The organism is Halalkalibacter oceani (genome assembly GCF_023715605.1).
GTDB classification, from domain to species: Bacteria; Bacillota; Bacilli; order Bacillales; family Bacillaceae_D; genus Halalkalibacter; species Halalkalibacter oceani.
In genome coordinates, this window is sequence record NZ_JAMBOL010000002.1 from 56,955 (window position 1) to 75,905 (window position 18,951).

19 protein-coding genes, 1 pseudogene and 1 riboswitch are annotated in these 18,951 nt (G+C 46.8%); of the genes and pseudogenes, 12 read left to right on the top strand and 8 right to left on the bottom strand.

Annotated features, from left to right (window positions below):
- Positions 1-52: 52 nt before the first annotated feature.
- The 3 genes from tenA to M3202_RS02910 form a co-directional block, all read right to left on the bottom strand.
- On the bottom strand, positions 53-721 hold the full coding sequence (gene tenA / locus M3202_RS02900) for a thiaminase II (RefSeq protein ID WP_251221860.1): 669 nt from the start codon (positions 719-721) through the stop codon (positions 53-55).
- A 98-nt stretch (positions 722-819) separates the two neighbouring features.
- Positions 820-918, bottom strand: a riboswitch (TPP riboswitch).
- Between the two features lie 46 nt (positions 919-964).
- The gene (locus M3202_RS02905) at positions 965-2,497 is read right to left on the bottom strand and encodes a gluconokinase (protein WP_251221861.1); all 1,533 of its coding nucleotides are present in this window, start codon (positions 2,495-2,497) and stop codon (positions 965-967) included.
- A 19-nt stretch (positions 2,498-2,516) separates the two neighbouring features.
- On the bottom strand, positions 2,517-3,368 hold the full coding sequence (locus M3202_RS02910; protein ID WP_251221862.1) for a MurR/RpiR family transcriptional regulator: 852 nt from the start codon (positions 3,366-3,368) through the stop codon (positions 2,517-2,519).
- 240 nt (positions 3,369-3,608) lie between these two features.
- Here M3202_RS02910 and gnd point away from each other — a divergent pair, with 240 nt between their 5' ends.
- From gnd to M3202_RS02940, 6 genes are all read left to right on the top strand, one after another.
- Positions 3,609-4,520 (top strand): phosphogluconate dehydrogenase (NAD(+)-dependent, decarboxylating), encoded by a 912-nt coding sequence (gene gnd / locus M3202_RS02915; RefSeq protein ID WP_285890172.1) that lies wholly within the window; start codon positions 3,609-3,611, stop codon positions 4,518-4,520.
- 51 nt (positions 4,521-4,571) lie between these two features.
- Positions 4,572-4,829, top strand: a complete 258-nt coding sequence (locus M3202_RS02920) for an HPr family phosphocarrier protein (protein ID WP_251221864.1) — start codon at positions 4,572-4,574, stop codon at positions 4,827-4,829.
- 251 nt (positions 4,830-5,080) lie between these two features.
- Positions 5,081-5,797: a 2,3,4,5-tetrahydropyridine-2,6-dicarboxylate N-acetyltransferase gene (gene dapD / locus M3202_RS02925; protein WP_251221865.1), complete on the top strand. Its 717-nt coding sequence runs from the start codon at positions 5,081-5,083 to the stop codon at positions 5,795-5,797.
- A 199-nt stretch (positions 5,798-5,996) separates the two neighbouring features.
- The gene (locus M3202_RS02930; RefSeq protein WP_251221866.1) at positions 5,997-7,205 is read left to right on the top strand and encodes an aspartate aminotransferase family protein; all 1,209 of its coding nucleotides are present in this window, start codon (positions 5,997-5,999) and stop codon (positions 7,203-7,205) included.
- Entirely contained in the window at positions 7,205-8,356 is a 1,152-nt protein-coding gene (locus M3202_RS02935; RefSeq protein WP_251222223.1) for an N-acetyldiaminopimelate deacetylase, read from the top strand. Before M3202_RS02930 ends, M3202_RS02935 begins: the two co-directional genes overlap by 1 nt.
- A 62-nt stretch (positions 8,357-8,418) precedes the next feature.
- Positions 8,419-8,676 carry a YkuS family protein gene (locus M3202_RS02940; protein WP_251221867.1) on the top strand — a complete coding sequence of 86 codons (258 nt, stop codon included), beginning with the start codon at positions 8,419-8,421 and terminating at the stop codon, positions 8,674-8,676.
- Positions 8,677-8,839: 163 nt separating this feature from the next.
- Here M3202_RS02940 and M3202_RS02945 read toward each other — a convergent pair whose 3' ends face one another.
- On the bottom strand, positions 8,840-9,670 hold the full coding sequence (locus M3202_RS02945) for a mechanosensitive ion channel family protein (RefSeq protein ID WP_251221868.1): 831 nt from the start codon (positions 9,668-9,670) through the stop codon (positions 8,840-8,842).
- 328 nt (positions 9,671-9,998) lie between these two features.
- Here M3202_RS02945 and M3202_RS02950 point away from each other — a divergent pair, with 328 nt between their 5' ends.
- The 3 genes from M3202_RS02950 (at position 9,999) to M3202_RS02960 (ending at position 11,968) form a co-directional block, all read left to right on the top strand.
- Entirely contained in the window at positions 9,999-10,550 is a 552-nt protein-coding gene (locus tag M3202_RS02950; protein ID WP_251221869.1) for a peroxiredoxin, read from the top strand.
- A 108-nt stretch (positions 10,551-10,658) separates the two neighbouring features.
- Positions 10,659-11,111, top strand: a complete 453-nt coding sequence (locus M3202_RS02955) for a TlpA disulfide reductase family protein (RefSeq protein WP_251221870.1) — start codon at positions 10,659-10,661, stop codon at positions 11,109-11,111.
- Positions 11,112-11,284: 173 nt separating this feature from the next.
- Complete coding sequence (locus M3202_RS02960) at positions 11,285-11,968, top strand: peptidoglycan recognition protein family protein (protein ID WP_251221871.1); 684 nt, start codon at positions 11,285-11,287, stop codon at positions 11,966-11,968.
- 140 nt (positions 11,969-12,108) lie between these two features.
- On the opposite strand, the gene rnjA is transcribed toward M3202_RS02960, so the two are convergent.
- Both rnjA and M3202_RS02970 read right to left on the bottom strand, forming a co-directional pair.
- Positions 12,109-13,776, bottom strand: coding sequence for a ribonuclease J1 (gene rnjA / locus M3202_RS02965; protein WP_251221872.1), 1,668 nt, complete (start codon positions 13,774-13,776; stop codon positions 12,109-12,111).
- Positions 13,777-13,779: 3 nt separating this feature from the next.
- Positions 13,780-13,989, bottom strand: a complete 210-nt coding sequence (locus M3202_RS02970; RefSeq protein WP_251221873.1) for a DNA-dependent RNA polymerase subunit epsilon — start codon at positions 13,987-13,989, stop codon at positions 13,780-13,782.
- A gap of 367 nt (positions 13,990-14,356) precedes the next feature.
- Between M3202_RS02970 and M3202_RS02975 the strand changes: the two genes are divergently transcribed.
- Positions 14,357-15,136: a Cof-type HAD-IIB family hydrolase gene (locus M3202_RS02975; RefSeq protein WP_251221874.1), complete on the top strand. Its 780-nt coding sequence runs from the start codon at positions 14,357-14,359 to the stop codon at positions 15,134-15,136.
- 275 nt (positions 15,137-15,411) lie between these two features.
- On the opposite strand, the gene def is transcribed toward M3202_RS02975, so the two are convergent.
- Entirely contained in the window at positions 15,412-15,963 is a 552-nt protein-coding gene (def, locus tag M3202_RS02980) for a peptide deformylase (RefSeq protein WP_251221875.1), read from the bottom strand.
- 248 nt (positions 15,964-16,211) lie between these two features.
- Positions 16,212-16,295, bottom strand: a pseudogene (locus M3202_RS02985) (YjcZ family sporulation protein); the annotation flags it as partial.
- A gap of 385 nt (positions 16,296-16,680) precedes the next feature.
- Between M3202_RS02985 and M3202_RS02990 the strand changes: the two are divergent.
- Together M3202_RS02990 and pdhA are read left to right on the top strand one after the other, a co-directional pair.
- Positions 16,681-17,331 carry a YkyA family protein gene (locus M3202_RS02990; RefSeq protein WP_251221876.1) on the top strand — a complete coding sequence of 217 codons (651 nt, stop codon included), beginning with the start codon at positions 16,681-16,683 and terminating at the stop codon, positions 17,329-17,331.
- A gap of 534 nt (positions 17,332-17,865) precedes the next feature.
- Entirely contained in the window at positions 17,866-18,951 is a 1,086-nt protein-coding gene (gene pdhA / locus M3202_RS02995) for a pyruvate dehydrogenase (acetyl-transferring) E1 component subunit alpha (RefSeq protein WP_251221877.1), read from the top strand.

Sequence of the window (18,951 nt, forward strand, 5' to 3'; positions counted from 1 at the left end):
AAAATGGCCGCCTGCCGGGAGCTTGTTCTCCTGCCAGGCGGCTCTTTTTACGTTAAATCGTCCAGCCGGCCTGTTCCCAGGCCATATCCCAAAATAAGTATTCAAACTTGCTCGTATGAATAAAGATGGTTTCAAGCTGCTTCTTTTCTGCTTCTGATTTCCCCTCGGCCAGCTCGTTAAGAAGGTCAATCAGCCATGTTGCCAATTCCTTGAAATCTTCCGAAGCATACATCCTGACCCATTCTCCGTAAAGGGGGTGGTCGCTTGCCCCGGGGATTTGCGCCAGTCGTTCGCCGATTTCACCGTAGCTCCAGGCACAAGGAAGGAGGGCGGCAATTAACTCGGCTAAAGAACCACGCTGGGAAAGGTTTAGCATATAACTGCTATAGGCCAGCGTCGTCGGAGCAGGTTCAGTCGCTTCCAGCTCCTCGCGAGAAATTCCGAGCCTTTCCGCGTATTGACGATGAAGCTCCATTTCCATATTCAACGTGGCATCAAGCAGCTTCGCGAAGGTCGACATCGTCGACAAATCAGGCGCCTTTAAGCTGCCTAAGGCAAACAGTCGCGCGTATTCAATCAAATACACATAATCCTGGCGCATAAAAAAGGAAAAACGTTCAGGTTCCAGTGTGCCATCGCCAATTCCCTGGACAAAAGGGTGCTGATAGCCTTTCTCCCAGATTGGTTTTGCTGTTTCGTACAAGTAGTCAGTAAATGTCATGAGATTCTCTCCTTTTCTTTCATTCTCGTAGCAAATAAAAAAATCACTCCCCTTGCGGAAGTGACTTTCTGGCTTTACTCAGATGACTGATATACCCGGTCTGCATAAGCCCACTTCCCTCCGCTAGCATCATCTAGATCAGGTAAAAAGGGTTAAGGCAACGCCTTTCTCAGCATGTAGCACCCCCAGTGGTTCTATGTATGATGTTTGTTTTAGCGTATCATAGAGCGGGAGATTTCACAATCATTTAAGTCGTGCCTGCAGTGCTGATAAACGCTGAAAGGTAGAGTGAAGTTCATTAATGGCTTGCTGATAAATCGAGAACAGTTCCGCATAGCGCCGGTGCGCCTGCTCGTTCGGCTCAATCGTTCCTTTCATTGGAATCGATTGTTTAATATCGTCCAGCCGTGACTCTTCTCCGGTCGCCAGTAAAGCGAGCCACGCTGCACCCCATGCCGAGCTTTGATGACTAAGCGGAAGCTCGACCGGCTGTCCGAAAACATCAGCGAGAATTTGCAGCCATAGCGCAGAACGGGCAAATCCACCGCTTGCCAGAAGCGTCTTAGGCGGTCCTGCTAGCCTGTTCAGGGCAGTGCCGATATGATAGATGCTGTAAATCGTGCCTTCCAGACCGGCGCGAATCATATCAGCCTTTGTGTGACTCGGCGTCAAACCGATAAAGCTGGCGCGCGCCCGTGAATTCCAGATCGGCGCCCGCTCTCCGTTCAAATAAGGAAGAAAGAGGAGACCGTTGGCTCCCGGACTGGAGGTTTCGGCTAACCCGGTGAGTAATTCATAGGCAGAAAGCTGTTTCTGCTGGGCGATCCGCTGCTGCTCCTCACCTAACACCTCTTTCATCCAGTGGAACACATTGCCGCCGTTATTCGTTGGCCCGCCCATCACCCAAAGCTGTTCTGCTACGCTGTAGCAAAAGATTTCCTGCTGCTCATCCGTGCGCGGGGAGGTGCTCATTTGTCTGATCGCCCCGCTTGTGCCGATTGTCACAGCTACATCTCCGTGCTCAATCGCACCTGTTCCGATATTGGCGAGCGGGCCATCGCTTGAACCGATGACAAATGGGAGTTCCTTTTTGATCCCGATTTGATCGGCAAGCGACGGAGGGAGCCCTTGACAAATATAGGTCGGAGGGACGGGGACGGAAAGCTGGTCTTGGGTTACACCTGCGGCGGCGAGTGCTTCTTCTTCCCACTTTTTCGTACGAATATTAAACAGGCCAGAGGCCGAGGCGACACCGTAGTCGACGACATCTTCACGGAACCAGCGTGCTAAAAGGAACTCTTTCATCGACTTAAATTTAGCAGCCTGCCGATAAGGCGCGTAGTCATTTTCCTTCATCCATCGGAGCTTGGCGAGCGGCGTCATCGGATGCTGGGGTGTCCCGGTTTTTAAATAGATCGATGAACCTGACAGCGAGCGCAGCTCTTCGGCTTGTTTGACACTGCGCTGGTCGGCCCAAGTGATCAGCGGCGATAATGGCTTATTCTCTTCATCCACACAGACTAGAGAATGCATCGCCGATGACAAGCCGACCGCGGCAATATCCTCGGCGGGAACAGCCGCCTTTTCGATCAGCACCTTCAGCGCCTGAATTGTCGCCAGCTCAATTTGAAGAGGGTTCTGCTCTGACCAGCCGATCTTAGGCTGAGAGGTCGGATAAAGCTCTTCCTGCTCCGCGACGACATAGCCGGAGCGCTTGAATAGGACTGCCTTTACCGAAGTTGTCCCGATATCAAGGCCGATTACATATAGTTTCATCGTGACTCTTCCTTCTTTCTTACATTTTTTTCATGGAAACGGCTTTCCTCATGCGCTGAAGAGATGTTTTCATCTTTTCTTTGCGGGCCATGCTGACATTGACATAAAGGGCATCAATGATGCACAATTGAGCCAGTCTTGAGGCCAATGCTTCAGAGCGGAATTCGGTTTCCTGTGAGACGGTAAACAGCGCATAATCGACGCCTTTGCTTAAAGGAGACTTGGCGAGGTTTGTAATGCCGATCGTCGTCACATCATTTTCTTTGGCGACCTCAAGCGCTTCAAGCAAATCGCGATTTGTACCTGAATGCGAAATAAACACAGCTACATCATCTTCAGTTAGCTGCGAGGCAGACATCGCCTGAAAATGAGAATCGCGATAGGCGGCCGATGGCAAGCCGGTCCGAATGAACTTGTGATGGGCATCAAGCGCGATGATTCCGGAGCCGCCATTGCCGTAGAAATCAATTTTTTTTGCACTGGCCAGCGCCTGCACAGCCTGTTGAAAAACCGTCGATTCCAGCACGAGTAATGTATCTTCGAGCGTGCGAATATTGGAACGAAATACTTTTTCAGTGATCGCTTTTTCGTCGTCATCCTCCTGAATGGTTTCATGAATATCCTGGACAGGGGTAACAATTTCCGAAGCGAGCGCAATTTTCATCGCCTGAAAACCGGAAAAGCCAATTCGTTTGCAAAAGCGAAAAACGGTTGCATCGGCAATGTCGAGATCATCGGCGACCTGATTAATCGTTGAATGGATGATTCTCTTCGGATCATGTAGAATATAATTAGCTACCTTCCTTTCCTTTTCACTTAAAGAAGAATAGGCTGCACGAATTTTTGTTAAACAAGGGAGCGATTGTTTCACAAAGGATGTCCTCCAATCTGGTTAATAAATGAGCACGCGATAAAAGTAAGCTTAAGATGTGATGATAAGAAAGCGCATTCATTCCTTAGTTCTAGTATATCATACAGAATATTTTTTCTATTAAAATATTGAAAAAGAAAAAAATTATCTTATAATAAAAAAAGAGATAAAAATAATTTTTCGTCCTAATGTTATAATAAAGAAATATTTTTCATTGTCAATTTAAAACGACTAAAGGAGCTGAAGAGAATGAATATTGGATTGATCGGGCTGGGGAAAATGGGCTTTAATCTCGCATTGAATTTGCTGGATCACCATTACAAAGTGGTCGCCAGTGATGTCAATAAAGAGCAAGTGGATAAAATTGAAGAGCACGGGGCAAGCGGGGCGTATACGTTTCAAGAGCTTATCGCAAAACTGGAAAAACCGCGTGTCGTCTGGCTGATGGTTCCTGCTGGCGATATTACGGAAGACGTGATTACCGGTGTCGCGCCATTTCTTGAGCAAGGAGATATCATCATTGATGGCGGTAATTCCAATTACAAAGATACACTTCGGCGGGCGGCAGCGCTGAATGAAAAGGGGATTGAGTTCGTCGATGTCGGAACGAGCGGCGGAGTAGATGGAGCACGCCATGGAGCGTGTATTATGGCAGGGGGAAGCAAGAAAGCGCTTCAATTGTTAGAGCCGGTGTTTAAAGCGCTGACGATTGAGAATGGTTACCTCGGCTGTGGTGAGGTCGGAAGCGGGCATTTCTTGAAAATGATTCATAATGGCATTGAATACGGCATGATGCAGGCGATTGCCGAAGGCTTCGACATTCTTGAAAAAAGTCCGTTTGATTATGATTATGAGGAAGTGGCGCGTGTTTGGAATCATGGCTCAGTCATTCGCTCCTGGTTAATGGAGCTTACGCAGAATGCCTTTTCCAAGGATCCGAAGCTTGAACAGATCCGCGGGGTGATGAATTCTTCTGGAGAAGGGAAATGGACGGTTGAGACCGCGCTTGATTTACAAACAGCGGCACCAATTATCGCACTTTCGCTGATGATGCGCTATCGTTCCCAGGAAGAGGATACGTTCACAGGAAAAGTCGTTGCCGCTCTCCGCAATGAATTTGGCGGGCATGAAGTTGTCAAAGCAGAATCATAATCAGAGCAGGGAAGGTAAGACTAAACGAATGACAGGGAGGGAGCGATTATCGTGAAATCAGTGACGAAGGATATTCAAATTAATATTTCAGAGGAACAGACGATTGTAGAGCTCAGTAAAGATTTGCAGCCGTTTTCTTCAGAGGTGTATATTAAGAAAATTGTCGGAGGCAAGGTGATCGAAGTCAATATTAAAAGCTTTCTCGGCCTGATTACGCTGCAAATTCATAACGGTGATACAGTCAATGTTCGGGCAGTTGGCGAGGATTGTGAAGAGGCATTGGCGGCAGTGGTCAACTATTTGACGTAAATTTAGATCTTGGGGAGTGGGGGAAGGGGCGTTCATCCTTTTTACCACTCTTTCTTTTATTGTGAAGAGGCACTGGCGGCATCCTCTTCCTGATGCGGTTGACAGCATTCTGCCTTTTTGGAAGAAACGGCCTGCTTCAAGAGAGACGTCACGCTTCTTTCTGACAAAAGTCGCTGTTTTGATTGCAATTTTATCATGATATCTTTATCATAATGAAGAGATTGTTTTAATTGTTGAGGAGGAATAAAACGATGAAGATGATGGATGCAAATGAGATTATTAAATTTATTTCAGAAAGCGAAAAGAAAACCCCGGTAAAAGTACATATTAAAGGCGATGTAGCCGGCATTGATTTCGGTGCGAATACAAAAACGTTTATTACAGGGAATGTCGGTGTTCTCTTTGGCGAATGGAGCGATATTGAGCCGGCATTGAAGGCGAACGAGTCGCGGATTGAAGATGTAGTCGTGGAAAACGACCGCCGCAACTCCGCGATTCCATTGCTTGATATGAAAAACATTCAAGCGCGTATCGAGCCGGGCGCGATCATCCGTGATCAAGTGGAAATCGGAAATAATGCCGTTATTATGATGGGGGCAAGCATTAATATTGGCGCGGTTATCGGCGAAGGTACGATGATCGATATGAACGTAGTCCTCGGCGGACGAGCTACAGTCGGAAAGAACTGTCATATTGGAGCAGGTTCCGTGCTGGCCGGCGTCATTGAGCCGCCTTCTGCGCAGCCGGTTATTGTTGAGGATGATGTCGTCATTGGCGCGAACTGTGTCGTGCTTGAAGGTGTGACTGTCGGAAAGGGCGCCGTTGTCGCAGCTGGAGCTGTTGTGATTGAAGACGTGCCGCCAAACACGGTTGTCGCTGGTACACCTGCCCGTGTCATTAAAGAAATAGATGAAAAGACGAAAGGGAAGACCGAAATCAGACAAGAGCTTCGTCGTTTAAATGACTAAAGAAAAATAGCATCTCATAAATACGGGGCTGTGTTAAAAGGGAAATCCTCTCTTTTGACACGGCCCCGAAGCAACAAGTGGAGCCTGTGCAACGGTTGACCTGCGTGCTGCGGCTTCAGCTTTTCTTAAAGGGTTGACCAAAAGCCGGGCTTTTCGGACAACCCTATTTCCTTACAGAGCGTGAAAGGGGAAAACGACCGTGTCAAATTGGATTGAACGTGACAAGCAGGCTGTAATGTCGACATATGGCCGGCTGCCTATTGTGATAGCAAAAGGCGAGGGGAATTATTTAATCGATGAAGATGGAAAAAAATATTTGGATCTTTTCACCGGGTTGGCGGTAAACATTCTCGGACATTCTCATCCTGCGGTACTGAAGGCGTTACATGAACAGGGAGATCAATTTCTTCATATTTCAAATGTGTTCTACAATAAGCCGGCGATAACGCTTGCCGAAAAGCTGACAAAGCTCTCGATCGCCGGAAAGGTCTTCTTTACGAACTCTGGAGCCGAGTCTACCGAAGCGGCGGTTAAGCTGATTCATAAATGGACGAAGCGGCAGGGCGAGGAACGCCGGGGGATCGTCGTCATGAAGAAAAGCTTTCATGGCCGGACGCTCGGGGCGCTGAAGCTAACGAGACAGCCCGGTGTTTATCAGGACTTTCCGGTGACGGATGTCCCTGTTTATGAAGTTGAGCCAGGAGATTCAGCAGCGCTCGAAACGATTTTCCAGCAGCATCAGCCAGCGGCCATCATTGCCGAACCCTTGCTTGGTTCCGGGGGGATTGTGCCGCTAAGCAGCTCCTATTTACAAGCAATGGAAGCACTTTGTAGGCAATACGGGGTCCTTTTATGCATGGATGAAATCCAGACAGGCGTAGGCCGGACCGGCACTTTTTTTGCTTATCAGGATGCTGGAATTGAGCCGGATGTGATTTTGTTTGCAAAAGGGATTGGCGGCGGTCTGCCGCTTGGCGGAATTATTGCCGCCGAAAAGCTCGCTGATTTATTTCAGCCTGGCGATCATGGGACAACATTTGCACCATCGCCATTAAGCGCGGCTTTAGGCAATGCCGTGATAGATGTGCTGATCGGGCAGCAGCAGCTGGAGCGGGGCAAAGAGGCGGCGGACCTATTGCTGACGAGCATTTACGAGCTGCAAAAGCGCTACCCTCATTTTATCAATGAGGTAAGAGGAAAAGGGATGATGCTCGGAATTGTGCTGGATCTGGAACCGGCACACGTAAAGGCGATTCAACGAGGATTGCTTGAGCAAGGTGTGATGGTCGATGTGACGCAGCAAACGATTATCCGCCTTTTGCCGCCGCTCACCTTGTCGGAAGAAGACATCGAAGTCTTTATCACGAAGCTGGAGCAACAGCTGGCTGATGTTGGAGGCCGGTCATGATTGCCGCAAACGAATTAGTGAAAATTCGCCGCGAGCTTCATCAAATTCCGGAGCTCGGGTATCAGGAAATCAAGACACAGCGCTATTTGCTTGAGCGAATCAAGGACATGCGCCAGGATTTTTTGACGGTGGAAACATGGAGAACAGGAATTTTCGTCCATGTCAAAGGATCTGTTGGGACAAAAACAGTCGCATACCGGGCTGACATTGACGGATTGCCAATAGAAGAGCAGACAGGCTATGCTGATTTTCGTTCGCGGCATGAAGGGGCGATGCACGCCTGCGGTCATGATTTCCATATGACGATTGCACTTGGCGTATTAAGCCATTTCGCCGAGCAGCAGCCCCGTGAAAATATGCTCTTTCTGTTTCAGCCGGCTGAGGAAGGACCTGGAGGCGCGCTGCCAATGCTGGAATCCGGGACGTTCAAAAAATGGTGGCCTGATGAAATGCTGGCGCTGCATATTGCGCCGGAGTACCCGGTTGGAACCGTTGCGACAAAGCCCGGTCTGCTTTTTGCCAATACGTCGGAGCTGTTCATTACGTTGAAGGGAAAGGGAGGACACGCCGCTTATCCGCATACGGCAAATGATATGGTTGTCGCGGCCAGTCAGCTTGTAACCCAGCTTCAGACGATTGTCGCCCGCAATGTGAATCCGCTCGACGCCGGAGTCATTACGATTGGCGTGATTAAAGGCGGAACAAAGCAAAATATTATCGCGGAAACAGCGACGATTGAAGGCACTATTCGCACACGTTCAATTGACACGATGAAGCAGATTAAAGCGCGAATTGAAGCGCTGGTCGCTGGAATTGAAGTTGGTTTTGCTTGTAAGGCTTCCATTGATTATGGCGCCAACTACTGCCAGGTGTATAATGACGAAGCAAGCACCGCTGCTTTTATTGACTTCGCTAAGCGCTACGAGGCTGTTACCTTCGTCCGTGCTCCAGAAGCGATGACGGGGGAAGACTTCGGTTATTTTCTTGAGAAAATTCCGGGAATGATGTTTTGGCTCGGAGTTGAGAGTGAACATGGACTTCATGATGCGCGGCTTGAGCCGAAAGAAGAGGCGATCAACGTAGCGGTCGACCTGCTTATCCGTTATTTGAAGGAAAGAGATCAAAACGGTTATAGAGGAGAGCATGAATAATTTTCGCTGAACGGGAAACCGTAAGGAGTGCTACTACACTACTTACGGAGGTGCAATATAACATGGCGAAGAAAATTGGGGTAGAACAGTCATTAACAGCGGTGCAGCAGGAGCTGGAGCAAATGGGGTATGAGGTTGTGCCATTACAGCAGGAAACAGACGCCAATGGCTGCGACTGCTGCGTCATCACTGGTGGCGACCAGAATGTGATGGGCGTTCAAGATGCCGCTATTCAAGGCTCTGTCATTAATGCCCACGGGATGAGTGCGCAGGAAGTTTGCCAGATGGTTGAGCAGAAGGTCAACCAACAACAAGCTTAATCGGGAGAAGGCTAAGCCGAAACGTTGCGGTCAGCAAGCGGATCGGCGGTTTCCAGAGGGCGTCGGTTCTGCATAAAAACCGGCTTTGGCATGTGAGGGTGGGGTAAAAGGGGAAAACAACCATTTATCCCACCCTTCTTTCATTTGTCGGTAGATCCTCTTTCTATTTTTCGATATACACTTGATGTGGAAAAGGGATTTCAATATTATTGGCATCTAACGCTTCTTTCAACTCTTTCCGCAGCTTGCGCTCGACCGCCCATTGCGCCATATTTTCTGTTTTGGCGATAATCCGCAAAACGACATCTGAATCTCCGAGACCTTGAACGCCGATCACGTTCGGGCCTTCCTTGATTGTCGGGTCCTCGGCGGCAATCCGGTCGCATGCCTGCTGCAAAACAGCAATCGCATGATCGATGTTATCATCATAGGATATACTAATATCGACCAGAGCGCGCATATTGCCGCGTGAATGATTGCTGACGCTGCTAATATCACGATTAGGAATAAAATGCAATGTGCCGTCAAATCCTCTTATTTGCGTCGTGCGTAAACCGACTTCTTCAACGACGCCGTCCACACCGCCTGCTGTCACATAGTCGTCAACATCGATTTGTTTTTCAAGTAAGAGAAAAAAGCCAGTTACGACATCGCTGACGAGACCTTGAGCACCGAAGCCGATCGCCAGACCGATGACGCCGGCACCGGCAATCAATCCAGTTGGATTTAAGCCAAAGATGCTGATGACGATCGTGATAAATACAAAGATAAGAACGTAGGAGAACGCATTTACCGAGAGCTTCTGTAATGTTTGCACCCGTCCTGCCGACATATTTTTCTGTCTTTCCATTTTTGAGAATGTGCCGCGAATCAGTCTTGTTCCGATCGAGCGGGCAATAAAAAAGGCAATAATCGCCAGAATAACCTGGCCAATGATCATCGCGATCCCGAGCAGAAAAGCCCCTTCCGTCCAATTGTTCAGCCATTGTGACATCTAACCACTCCTTATGTAAAATATAACCGATCTGTCTATCTTTAAACTTTACACCGCACAATCCTAGCATAAAAAAAGTGTTCACTCAACCGTAACAAAGTTGCAAATGAGAATCATCGAGCATATGCTTCGCTTTTTAAGGAAATCATTGCTATAATAATTGATGGAATCGCCGTTTAAATAAAGGAAGAACGGGTATAATACAATTGCTGCATTTCTTTGAAGCAGTAGTTTATATTGATTATTAGTTAATATTGACTAGTAAGTAATCTTCTTTTATAATGACGGCGAAGGGAAAAAATAATTTTATTTTGGGAGGTTTTTACATATGACAGATAAGCGAATGGTAGCTAAGCAAGCACCAAGATTTGAAATGGATGCTGTAATGCCGAATAAAGAGTTCGGTAAGGTAAGCCTTGAAGAAAACATGAAAAATGACAAGTGGACTGTCCTCTTCTTCTATCCAATGGACTTCACTTTCGTTTGTCCGACAGAAATTACGTCGCTAAGCGACCGTTTTGATGAGTTCGAGGATCTTGATGCGGAAGTAATCGGCGTATCAACAGATACGATTCACACTCACAAAGCATGGATCAACACATCTCGTGATGATAACGGACTTGGTGATTTGAAATATCCGCTTGCTGCTGATACAAACCACACTGTAGCACGCGACTATGGCGTATTGATTGAAGAAGAAGGGGTTGCTCTTCGTGGCCTGTTCATTATCAGCCCTGAAGGCGAGTTAATGTACTCTGTTGTAAACCATAACAACATCGGCCGTGATGTGGATGAAACACTCCGCGTTCTTCAAGCATTACAAACTGGTGGACTATGCCCGGCCAACTGGAAGCCAGGTCAAGCAACGCTTAACGTGTAAAGATGGGTGAAAGAAGGGGGTGTCTCATCAAGGCTTTCATGCCTGTGGGACACCCCCGCTCCCTTCCGGCTACAATAAATGAACATACAGGAATAGGAGGCTTTTTCGATGGCGCTTAAATTACGCTCACAAATGCCTGAACTTGATGGCGCAACAACCTGGTTAAATGGTGAATATACAAAGAGTGATCTAATTGGAAACAAACCGACATTGATTCATTTTTGGTCAATTAGCTGCGGCTTATGTAAGGAAGCAATGCCAAATGTGAATGAATTTCGTGATCAATACGAAGACAAGTTAAATGTGGTCGCTGTTCATATGCCTCGATCTGAAAAGGATTTAGACCTTGATGAAATTAAAAAGGTCGCCGAGGAGCATAATATTTCTCAGCCGATTTTCGTTGATAGTGAACATAAGCTGACAGACGCGTTTGAAAATGAATACGTTCCAGCTTACTATGTATTTGACGAAGAAGGTCAGCTTCGCCACTTTCAAGCGGGCGGCGGCGGCATGAAAATGCTGACAAAGCGTGTGAACCGCGTGTTAGGTATTAAAGAATAAGCGAATAATGCATCGGCTTTGAGGGGGCTGGGATAAAAGGTTGTTTTTTACCTTTTCCCAGCCCCTTAAGCATTGCCACTAGGTCCAAAGCTAATTTTATCTCTAAGGTTCTCCCCTTTTTTTTCTTTCCTTTTTCTATTTATAGATAACTGAAAAAGGAAGGGGAGTGGGGAATGAAAATTGTTGATAAACGTCATTCACTTACCGTACATGGCGCTCGATATTATAAAAGGCGGACGCGCCGCGACATTCAATTTATTGCGATTCATCATAGTGCGACTGTAAGCGGCAGTGCAGAAGCTTTCGCTGCTTACCACGTTACTCAGCTCGGCTGGCCGGGGATTGGCTATCATTATGTGGTGGACAAGAAAGGGGTAATCAGCTGGTGTCATTCGGTCGAGACGGTCAGCTATCATGTTGGCAACAGCAACGCGGGGGCGATCGGGATTTGCCTCGTCGGTGACTTTCGTCAAGAACGGCTACAGCCGGTTCAGCGGGCTGCTGCTGTTGCATTAACAAAAAGCTTGATGCAGGAGCTGGGTATCCCGAAAGAGCGCGTGCTGGGTCATCAGGAGTTTCCTGGCTATCAATGGAAAGCTTGTCCTGCTTTTTCGATGAGTGAATTTCGCCGTGAACTAACGAAGGGTGGAACGAAAGCACTTTTTTCAAAAGGAGATAAAGGGCCGGAGGTGAAAGCGATACAGCAGAGGCTAAAAGAGCTTGGATTTTCACCGGGTCCGATCGACGGAATGTACGGACCGCAAACCGCTGCCGCTGTTATCCGCTTCCAACAGCAGGCGGGAATTGCCGTCGATGGAATTACCGGTCCGGAAACATGGGGCCGGTTATTTGGATAAAGAGAGAAAAGAGCTTGAGACAAAACTAGCTTTGGACTTTAAAAGATCGTGGCGGTTCCGCTCATTGCTTAGAGAGGCTGGGAAAAAGGTCAAAAAACAACCTATTGTCCCAGCCTCCTTTGGCGTGAAGCTATGCTGCTTCACACTTCCATGATAATCGGAAGGATCATCGGTCTGCGCTTTGTCCGTTCGTATAAAAACGGACTTAGTAAATCGGTAATTTCATTTTTAATTTCAGACCATTGCGTCGTCTTTCTTTCCATAACACTGTCCAAATGAGCAGATAACAGCTTCTGCGCTTCATTAATTAAGTCGCTCGACTCTCTCATGTAGACAAACCCGCGGGAGATTAAATCAGGACCGGCTGTTACTTTGAATTCCTTCATGTTCAAGCTGACGACGACGACGACCAGCCCTTCCTCTGAAAGAATGCGGCGGTCACGTAAAACGATATTTCCGATATCGCCAATTCCATTTCCGTCGACGTAGACAGAACCGGATGGAATCTTTCCGACAACTCCGGCTTCATCAGGGTGAAGGGCGAGGACATCGCCATTTTCCATAATAAAGCTGTTCTTTTCGTCAACTCCACAATCCTTGGCTAATCTAATATGCATTTTAAGCATCCGGTATTCACCGTGGATCGGCATAAAGTATTGCGGCTTCATTAAACGAAGCATCAGCTTTTGCTCTTCCTGGCCGCCGTGTCCGGATGTGTGAATGTCATTGAGTGGTCCGCTAATAACGTCAGCCCCGGCACGGTAAAGCTGGTTGATCGTCTTGCTGACGCTTAGTGTGTTCCCCGGAATCGGAGAAGACGAAAAGACGACGGTGTCGCCGGGAATGATCTGAATTTGGCGATGCGTCCCATTTGCAATTCGGGAAAGCGCCGCCATCGGTTCTCCCTGACTTCCCGTACATAAAATCGTGACTTGATTATCAGGAAGCTTGTTCAATTGGGACGTTTCGATAAACGTGTTCTTCGGCGCGTGAATATAGCCCAGCTCCTGTCCGATTGTTAACGCTGATTCCATACTTCTGCCAAACACCGCTATTTTTCGTCCGTGATGGACGGCTGCTTCGACGACCTGCTGCAGGCGGTGAATGTTTGAGGCAAATGTCGCAAAAATAATCCGGCCATCGACCTTGCGGAAAATCGAGTCAATGCTTTCGCCGACTTTTCGCTCCGACATCGTGAAATCAGGGATTTCACTGTTCGTACTATCTGAAAGCAAGCAGAGCACGCCTTCTTCACCGATCTTTGCCATTTTCGTCAAGTTGGCAGGCTCTCCGACCGGAGTGAAGTCGAATTTGAAATCCCCGGTATGGACGACGTTGCCGGGAGGCGTCTTGACGACGATTCCATAAGAATCAGGGATGCTGTGAGTCGTCCGGAAGAACGTCACTGATGTTTTCGCGAACTTGACGATCTGATCTTCATGAATTTCATGAAACTTTGCTTTACGCAACAGTCCATGTTCCTCCAGCTTGCCTTTTAATAAGCCTAACGCCAGCTTGCCGCCGTAAATGGGCACATTTATTTCCCGCAGAAGATAGGGAATGCCACCGATATGGTCTTCATGTCCGTGCGTGATAAAAAGACCTTTGATTTTATCCTCGTTCTTCACTAAATACGTGTAGTCGGGAATGACATAATCGATTCCGAGAAGCTCGTCCTCTGGAAACTTAATTCCGGCATCGATTAAAATGATTTCATCCTGAAATTGGACCGCGTACGTGTTCTTGCCAATTTCGCCTAAACCGCCAAGTGCAAAGACGGCTGTCTGATTGTTTTTAACTTGCTTCATATATTATAACGACTCCACTTTGAAATCTTCTTTGTTTTCTTCATACTCCAAAAACGCACCAGAGATTGGCGTTATAAATTCGATGTTGTATTTACGCGGGGCAAGCTTTCTACGCACGTCAGCTTCCGATTCCGCCTCCACATAAATTGCTTCTGTGTATTCCCGTACAGGCACTTCTTTAAAATTCTCTTGAAAAAACACTTTATAAATCATAGTTCTACCTCTCCTTACCGTTGGTTATATTTTCATTATAAAGCAAATATAGCACTATTTCATGTTTTTCTTTTGACGCCTTGGAAGAACGGCTGCTTCAACCGCCATTTTTCACATAACCAACGTACATTATACTTCAATAAGTCTATTTTTTGGTAAAAGCTGCCGACAGCCTTTTATAATTTTTTTGCGAAGTTTTTTTAACATGATTCCATTCCTCCTTAACAAAGATTTTAAGTTCCAAACGTGTCCAACCAGAGAGGTTTTTGTTATGCTTAGTATGTGTGAACCGATTATAATCTGTTCAAGGAAATGGCTGGAAGTTTCTTTGAAGAGTGAACGAGAGATAGAAAGTGGGGAGAAAAAAATGAAAAAGAATAAACCGATTGTCTTCTTCGATATTGATGGGACGCTTTTGAATGAAGAGAAGGAGTTGCCGCAATCAACGAAGGAAGCTATTTTTTCCTTGCAGGAAAAAGGCGTTTATGTCGCGATTGCAACAGGCCGGGCTCCGTTTATGTTCAAGGAGCTGCGGGAAGAGCTTGGAATCGAGTCGTATGTCAGCTTTAATGGCTCTTATGTTGTTGTGGAAGGGAAGGTCATTCATGACGTACCGCTGACGACGAACGAGTTAATCCGGCTGGAGAAGGCTGCCGAGCAGGCAAATCATTCAATGGTCTTTCTTGACCATAACGGTGCGGTCGCCAATCGCGCCGACGATCATTATATAGCAGAAAGTCTCGGAGGGCTTAAGCTCCCGTATCCGCCTGTGAAAAAAGGCGAATATCATCAGCGCAAAATTTATCAGGCCCTTCTGTTCTGTCAGGAAGAAGAGGAAGAGATCTATGTTCAGGGGCATAATCATTTTGATTACATTCGTTGGCATCCTTATTCCGTCGATATTCTTCCGGGAGGCGGCTCGAAAGCGAGAGGAATCAAGCAGGTTCTCGATTATTTATTTATTCCGCAGGAGCAGTCGTATGCTTTTGGCGATGCGTTAAATGACCTGGAAATGCTTCAGTTCGTTGGAACCGGCGTGGCGATGGGAGATGGGAGAGAAGAAGCGAAGGCTGTCGCCAATTATGTCACAAAACCAGTGAACGAAGATGGCATCCTGCATGGACTGCGCTATACTGGACTGCTGTAAAAACGAGGCGGTCTTTAAGAGTTGAATGGTAAAAGGCAAAATGCAGCGGCTTCATTCGTAAAGCCCGTAACGGGGAAATGCTCGGTATAAAGAGACTGGGACAATAAGGTTGTTTTTGACCTTTTTCCCAGCCTCTCTAAGCAATGAGCGGAACCGCCCCGATCTTTTAAAGCCCGTTGTGAGTGGGTTTCTCACAACGGCCTTGTGGCGTGTGAAGCCATTGCCAGTAGGTCCAAAGCTAGTTTTGTCTCAAGCTCTTTTTAATACGAGGTTCTTTACCGTAAATGGCTTGGGACGCTTTTTTTCAGCTTGTCTTCAAAGTCTTCGATACGGTCGTAGAACATGATTCCGTTCAGGTGATCCAGTTCATGCTGAAAGACAATCGCTACCATGCCGCGCAGACGCAACGTCACTTCTTCTTCCTCGAGCGTAGTCGCCTTTACCGTAATCCGCGCATACCGCGGAACAATTCCAGGAATATCACGATCAACCGATAAGCAGCCTTCCCCATTCTCCAAATGAGTTTCTTCGACGGAATGGCTGATTATTTTCGGATTAATAATCCCCATGCTATACAGCTGATCCTGCTCGTCTGTCACATGGACGGCAAACATTCTTTTCGAGATGCCGATTTGCGGAGCCGCCAATCCAACCCCGGGTCTGAGCGCATATTTTTCAGCGATCTCGGGATCCTGACTGTTTATAACGAACTCAAGCATCTTTTGTAAAGTCGCTTTGTCATCTTCACTTAGTGGGAGGGACACTTCTTCGGCAACCTGCCGTAAGACGGGATCACCTTCACGTACAATATCTTTCATCGTTAACATCTTTCATTCATCACTCCTTTACCCTTACCACATACTTTATGTACATTTTCAAGAAAGATCAAGACTTTTGCGATCAAATTAAAAAGCAAGATCGGTTGGCCGAGTACCCCCTGCAAAAGGGCTGTCCATAAATGAAACAAAGAAGGGCAACGGTTCATACTGCGCGCAGCCAGGAGGAAAGAACATCCTTTCCCACTGGCTCTCTGAAACCGTTGCGCAGCCTTCTCACGCTGCTTTGAAGCGGTTGTTTAGCATGGGCCGAAACGAGAAGCTCCTACAATGATAAGCAGGATGAAAAGCACGACGATTAAAGCAAAGCCTCTTCCGTATCCGCAACCGCCGCCGCCAAAACCAGGGCCATAGCCTGCGCCTGCTACTGGAGCGCCATATCCATATCCACAAGGATCATAACAACAGTTTCCACCGTATCCGTACATTCTACATTCCTCCTTTTTGATAACACCGCATTAGCCTGCGATTCACTAACTACAATATGCATTTTCACTAAGGACGGTTGGATGAATGCCTATTTTTCCTAAAAACAATCGGACTTTCTCATTTTATTTTGTGGACAAGCACATATTGAAAAAAAGGCGATCATATACTAGCAATAATTAGAACTGGAAATCTGGAAAAGGTATTGTCAATTTCTGCTGATTGATTTAGTGTAGTGGGGTGGGAAACTGGGTATAGAGAAAGAAGATAGGGGGAAGAAGGGTGAAGCATCGAAAATGGATCGTACTGGTCGTCATGGCTGCTGCGCTGCTTAGCGGCTGTGGAGAAGAACCGGCTGAGACTGTTTACCAGCACTTGGAAGCAGCTGTCGAGCTCGAGCAACCTTTTGAAGAGCAGCAGGAGCCGCTTCAGGCAGCAGAACTGAAGGAAAATGAATTGTTTGAACAAATTATCGCCCTTGGTGTCAATGATATGGAGGAAATTAGCGAATTGGCAGATGAGGCGCTGGCTTCAATTGCTTCCCGGCTCGCTATGATAGAAACGGAAAAAGAAAGCATTGAACGCAGCTATGCCGAATTTGAGTTAATCAAGCCGGCCGAAGACGAGGTGGAAGACGAACAGCTCCGCAGCCTCCTGGCCGAATTAATCGCGGCGATGGACAAACGTTATGAGCATTATCAAAAGCTTTATGAAGCCTATGTTACAGCGGCGAAAGAAGATGAAGCGCTTTTTACGATGTTGAAGCAGGAAGAGCTTACGATGGAAGAACTTCAAGCTCAAATCGATACCGTGAATGCGTCATATGAAGTCGTTTCAAAGGAAAAAGAGCAGTTTAATCAATATACGGATGAATATAATGAAAAGAAAAGGCTTTTTTATGAGACAGCTGAACTCGAGGTGCAGTTTGAATAACTGCTTCGAAGTCAGCTGTTTTTTTTGATGGAGAAGGGTAAATTTTTCGGGTCGGTTTGGGGAAGGGTGGCGGCTTGCAAGTAAAAGACCTATCAGCTTTTCTTCGGTTGAGCTGTACTACCAATGTTTGAGGTTGATCTATAACACAGTTTAGTTCGGAAACCAAAAATCATGATTCAAAATCTTTATAGGAGGACGTTAAGTAAAAAGGATTGACGAATTTCTGCAAAGTAGGGTAGACTTAATGCCAGAAGGATATGTTGTATTACTTTCATCCAGAAAAAACTGATACAGATCACTTTTTTCATGAAGCCAAGTATAGTTTGCTTTCTTGAAATGATAGGATGTCCCAAAATTCTGTAAACCCATCGTTTTACTTAGGTAAGCGACGTTTGATCTGCCAGCTGCCGGGTTATGGATAAAGGTAGTTTGGGTATCCTATAGGATGATGAACTGATTGTAAAATAAGGTCATACGTGATGAAAGCCGACTAATACGAAAACTTTTTTAAACGAAAGGAAGAGGTGAAGGGCAATGAGTACAAAAACGTTAGAGCAAGTTGAAAGCCAATTTGAAACGTTCCAAATTTTAAATGAAGAGGGCGAAGTTGTTAATGAAGCTGCCGTGCCTGATTTGAAAGATGAAGAGTTACAGGAGCTTATGCGCCGGATGGTGTATACGCGCATTCTTGACCAGCGTGCGATTTCATTGAATCGTCAAGGACGCCTCGGTTTCTACGCACCGGTGGCGGGACAGGAAGCTTCGATGCTCGGTTCCCATTTCGCACTGGATTCAAAAGACTGGATTTTACCGGGGTATCGCGATATTCCGCAAATTCTTTATCATGGGTTGCCGCTTCATCAGGCATTCCTTTGGTCACGCGGTCACTTTGGCGGCGGTCAATTCCCGGACGGCTTGAATATTATGGTGCCGCAAATCATTATCGGTGCGCAAATTGTTCAAACAGCCGGAGTCGCTTTAGGACTTAAGCGTAAAGGAAAAGAAAATATTGCGATCACATATACAGGGGACGGCGGAGCTTCACAAGGGGATTTCTATGAAGGAATGAACTTTGCCGGAGCTTATAATGCTCCAGCTGTTTTTGTTGTGCAAAACAACCGCTTTGCGATTTCTGTGCCTGTTGAAAAACAGTCCGCAGCAAAGACGATCGCCCAAAAAGCAGTGGCAGCCGGAATTGAAGGGATTCAAGTAGACGGAATGGACGTGCTTGCTGTTTATGTAGCGACGAAAGAAGCGAGAGAGCGCGCGCTTGCCGGCGAAGGCCCTACTTTAATTGAAACATTGACGTACCGCTATGGTCCGCACACAATGGCGGGGGATGACCCGACACGTTACCGTTCATCTGAACTGGATGATGAATGGACGAAGAAAGATCCACTTGTTCGTTTCCGCAAGTTCCTTGAGGGCAAAGGCTTATGGAGTGAAGAGCAGGAAAACGAAGTGGTTGAAAAGGCGAAGGAAGAAATTAAAGAAGCGATCAAAAAGGCTGATGCAGCTCCGAAACAGAAGGTAACAGACCTGATTGGATTTATGTTTGAAGAGTTACCGCACAACCTTCGTGAGCAAATGGAAGAATACACAGCAAAGGAGTCGAAATAA

What these genes read in the sequence shown, in the direction of transcription:
- tenA (WP_251221860.1), bottom strand. Translation starts at nt 721, where the DNA reads ATGACATTTACTGACTACTTGTACGAAACAGCAAAACCAATCTGGGAG.
- M3202_RS02905 (WP_251221861.1), bottom strand. Translation starts at nt 2,497, where the DNA reads ATGAAACTATATGTAATCGGCCTTGATATCGGGACAACTTCGGTAAAG.
- dapD (WP_251221865.1), top strand. Translation starts at nt 5,081, where the DNA reads ATGAAGATGATGGATGCAAATGAGATTATTAAATTTATTTCAGAAAGC.
- M3202_RS02940 (WP_251221867.1), top strand. Translation starts at nt 8,419, where the DNA reads ATGGCGAAGAAAATTGGGGTAGAACAGTCATTAACAGCGGTGCAGCAG.
- M3202_RS02945 (WP_251221868.1), bottom strand. Translation starts at nt 9,670, where the DNA reads ATGTCACAATGGCTGAACAATTGGACGGAAGGGGCTTTTCTGCTCGGG.
- M3202_RS02950 (WP_251221869.1), top strand. Translation starts at nt 9,999, where the DNA reads ATGACAGATAAGCGAATGGTAGCTAAGCAAGCACCAAGATTTGAAATG.
- M3202_RS02955 (WP_251221870.1), top strand. Translation starts at nt 10,659, where the DNA reads ATGGCGCTTAAATTACGCTCACAAATGCCTGAACTTGATGGCGCAACA.
- M3202_RS02960 (WP_251221871.1), top strand. Translation starts at nt 11,285, where the DNA reads ATGAAAATTGTTGATAAACGTCATTCACTTACCGTACATGGCGCTCGA.
- rnjA (WP_251221872.1), bottom strand. Translation starts at nt 13,776, where the DNA reads ATGAAGCAAGTTAAAAACAATCAGACAGCCGTCTTTGCACTTGGCGGT.
- M3202_RS02970 (WP_251221873.1), bottom strand. Translation starts at nt 13,989, where the DNA reads ATGATTTATAAAGTGTTTTTTCAAGAGAATTTTAAAGAAGTGCCTGTA.
- M3202_RS02975 (WP_251221874.1), top strand. Translation starts at nt 14,357, where the DNA reads ATGAAAAAGAATAAACCGATTGTCTTCTTCGATATTGATGGGACGCTT.
- def (WP_251221875.1), bottom strand. Translation starts at nt 15,963, where the DNA reads ATGTTAACGATGAAAGATATTGTACGTGAAGGTGATCCCGTCTTACGG.
- pdhA (WP_251221877.1), top strand. Translation starts at nt 17,866, where the DNA reads ATGAGTACAAAAACGTTAGAGCAAGTTGAAAGCCAATTTGAAACGTTC.